Origin of the sequence: Maribacter sp. (assembly GCF_039968975.1) — a bacterium.
Classification (GTDB): Bacteria; Bacteroidota; Bacteroidia; order Flavobacteriales; family Flavobacteriaceae; genus Maribacter.
This window is the reverse complement of the sequence record NZ_JBDVOT010000203.1, coordinates 1-3,546: the sequence shown is the minus strand read 5'-3', so window position 1 is coordinate 3,546 and position 3,546 is coordinate 1. Positions and strand designations below refer to the sequence as shown.

Sequence of the window (3,546 nt, the reverse complement as noted above, 5' to 3'; positions counted from 1 at the left end):
AAAACATTATCGGCAGAACTTTTCATTAGGTTCATTCTAACTTTTGGAGAACTATCTACCAATTGGTAACCGGTATCAGTAGCCTGTGCATACCAAATATCTTGTTTCATTGTCTTGTTAACTTCAACATTTTTTAAAACAGATGTTTCAGGCGCTGTTTTCTTAATATTAGATGCTACAGGAGTACGATCATTATAGTATTGTGTTTGCTCGGTTTCTTTGGATATTACCGCTGTATTTTTGGTTGTTTTCTCTTCCTTCATTTCCTTTTCTGCCTTCAAAGCAGCAGCGGCCTTAGATTCGTCTAACTTTTTAACGTCATTTTTAAAATTAACGGTCACAGGCTCATCTTTTTCGCTCTTAGCACTGTAAGTATAGTTCATTCCATTAAATGAGCGCATAGATTCTTTAAGTGCTTCGTTATAGGCCTCTTTGTATTGCTTTTCCTTACTAATACCCTGCATGGTACTAAATACAATCTTATCATTACAGTCTACTAGATTAATAATGGTTTTGGTAGAAAACATACTACTGTCATCTTGTAAATCTGCAACAACCCCTAAACATCTATTAAATTTTAAATCTTCCGGTAATTGATCGTCATATACCGCTGTAAAACCTTTTCCTGTAAATAGAAATTTTATTAGTGTACTTGTTTGATGTTCATTCATATTCTTAAAAGCATCGAACTTTTTGGGTACAATGATGTACTTGTAATCATCTAAGTTCGTTTGGGCATATGAAGAAAGCCCTATAAATGTGAATAGTATTGCGATAACTGTTTTCAAAACGAAATAATTTTAAATTCATGGTAATATATGAAAAAAGCATGCCAAAAAAATAAAAAGAAGCGAAAGAAGGTGTACTACTATTTACGACCCCAAGATATAATATTCAACCCAAATTGAAACGATGCGTAGTTGGTGGCCGCTATATTATTATAAGATATTAGGTTATCTGCCATTGCATAAAAATTGACTGGACCTGCCTGTAGATTCATTCCCAATCCAATATTGGTCTTACTAAATTTATCTACAGTATAGGTTCCTTTTAGTGTCAAAGCATTACCTATTCTGCGCGTATAAAAACCTGTCAATGCCATTTGGGGACCTCTAGGTCTATTGATCATGTATAATTGCCCACCAAATGAATTTCTGTATTTAGTGCGCAACTGGCCACCAGAAGATCCGGCGGTACAATCACAACTTTGTGAGCCACCATTACCTACAGGCTCTCCAAAATCATTTCTAATAGAAGCATATAACTTTGTAGGTCTGAACGAAACATAACTCTTAGTATCTGTCTCAAAAGGCACTACCTCTTCAATTTCATCTATTAAATCTTGCCAAAAATCCCTATCCAAACTTGCAAAATTATCCAGCACATCTATTTCTATTCCTTCCACAGATGTATTTCCTTTTAGGCTATAACTTTTTGAGTCTCCAGAATGATATATAAACCCTACATCCAATAAACTACCAGTAACCGTTGTACGTTCAGACAAGTGATAAGTAAACCCCACGTCAACACCTAAACCTAAATCACCGCCAAAAAGCGCTCTACTTATAATTTCATTTGCAAGCGCATCATCATTATTGGCATCTCTTAAACTTCGCAGTCCAGATGTACGCAGAAGCAAATCTGCATTTAAATTTGTCGTAATTAAATTATTCTGCCCTTCTACATTACTTAAATGTCCATTATTTGTTGAAGAACTATAATCTGCGATTGCGGAATACAGCTTTCCTCTTGCACCTATGGTTAAGTTGCGATCTATTTTTTTGTTGACACCAAAATGAAAAACATTGACCAAAGAACCACGAACTTTTAAATCTCCCAAATCATATCTTCTACCTAATTGATCAGCGTTACCATCATATATTAGATAAGCATAATCTTGAGGCCAGTAGCCTATATTGTCAAACTCAAGATATCCGCCAAAGGAATAGAATACATTAGGATTTTCACTTCTAAATCCGCCACTAAAATATTCCATTTGTATCGTAGTACTTAACTCATCTTTTGGAGTAAGGACTTCTAAAGCTCGTTCCCTAAACTTCAAATTGATATCTATGCCATCATTGGCAAAAATATCGTTCACCGAAATAGCATTTGATCCTACATAGCCAGAAATACCGGATAATAAAGGCACACCTGCATACCATTTAAAATCTGTTTCAACACCAGGGTTTACAGAAAGAGACTGAGGTATTTCATTAAAATCATATAGTATTTGCTTATTCTGAGCTGTTAGACCCAAAGTAAGCAATACGCCAACTACAAAAAGGCAGTGGCTTAATCTCATTGTAATTCTAAAGTAAATTGTGCGCTAGAACGAAGCACTATTGCGGGATCTTGTAAGGCGGACTCACTACTATTATCTCCTAAGTTAATAGCGGTCAATCTTATTTCAGAAGTGGCTTTTATAATATCAAGACTTTTACCCGTTGCACCGTATGCGACATCTCTTTGTAGAATAGCCGTTGGTGCTGCATCCATACTAAAAACTTCAGTGTCCAATACATTTTCGGCTTCGTCTAAAAATTCTAATCTAATTTCTATAGGTTTACTGGTAGTATTCTCTAACTCGTAAGTCAGTACCCCTGCTAGAACCCTATCAGCAAAAAAAGGTTCTTCAAAAGCGTCAAAATTAAAATCCTGAGTAAAAAAATCTAACCCCTCTACTCTATTAATCAAGGTTTCTTGAGCCTTTACGTAGAAAATACTGGTTTCATAATTTGGGGTAATGGTTAAATCATCTAACTGATCAAAATCTTGTTCTTCTGAACAAGAAGTTACCAGTAGCATACCTACCATGATGATTATTAAAAAACGTACCCCTTTCATCACCTCTTGTGAGTTTATTATTATAGACAAGTGTCTATAATAATAGTAACTCTATAAAAGGGATTTTATTTCTTGCAAATCGTAAATAATAGGAGCTACATCATGAGGTTCTTCTTTGTGAGCATTAAAGTGTAGAGTATAAAATCCCAAAGATTTAGCCCCCATAATATCCGCTTCTAAGCTATCACCGATCATTAATGACTTCTCTGGTAAAACACCAGCCCTATTCAAAGCTAAATCAAAAATGACTGGGTTAGGCTTTTTAGCGCCTGCCATTTCTGAATCTATAACCTGTTCAAAATAGTTGAATATACCAGAATTTCTAAGTTTTTTTTCTTGAACCTCTTGAAACCCATTGGTAATAATATGTAACTTATATTTTGGTTTCAAATACTCTAACACCTCTATTGCGTTAGGAAAAAGGGTGTTGAAAGAGGATAAATGATTTATATATTCTTCTGACAACATATGAATTAAATCATCTGTAGCAGGATAACCCATAGTATCAAAAACCGATTTTAGGCGTTGGTACCGTAATTCGGATTTTGTTATTTTATCTTCTCTAAACAGTCTCCAGAATTTTAAGTTTGCAGGTACGTACACCTCCAGAAACTCTTCTAATTCCACTTCAACTTTTTGCTCGTTGAATATCTTCTTAAATGTAAGTGCCGAATTCTGATCAAAGTCCCAAAGGGTGTG

4 protein-coding genes are annotated in these 3,546 nt (G+C 34.9%); all 4 read right to left on the bottom strand.

Annotated elements, in window-relative coordinates; genetic code table 11:
- Nucleotides 1-788, bottom strand: a 788-nt coding sequence (locus ABJI11_RS13820; protein ID WP_348353359.1) for a hypothetical protein, incomplete at its 3' end; no start/stop codon positions are given.
- A gap of 80 nt (nt 789-868) precedes the next feature.
- Nucleotides 869-2,305: a DUF5723 family protein gene (locus ABJI11_RS13815; protein WP_348353356.1), complete on the bottom strand. Its 1,437-nt coding sequence runs from the start codon at nt 2,303-2,305 to the stop codon at nt 869-871.
- Entirely contained in the window at nt 2,302-2,877 is a 576-nt protein-coding gene (locus tag ABJI11_RS13810; RefSeq protein ID WP_348353353.1) for a hypothetical protein, read from the bottom strand. The genes ABJI11_RS13815 and ABJI11_RS13810 overlap by 4 nt, the downstream gene beginning before the upstream one ends.
- Before the next feature lie 21 nt (nt 2,878-2,898).
- The coding region (locus ABJI11_RS13805) for a YjjG family noncanonical pyrimidine nucleotidase (protein WP_348353350.1) at nt 2,899-3,546 on the bottom strand (648 nt) is incomplete at its 5' end.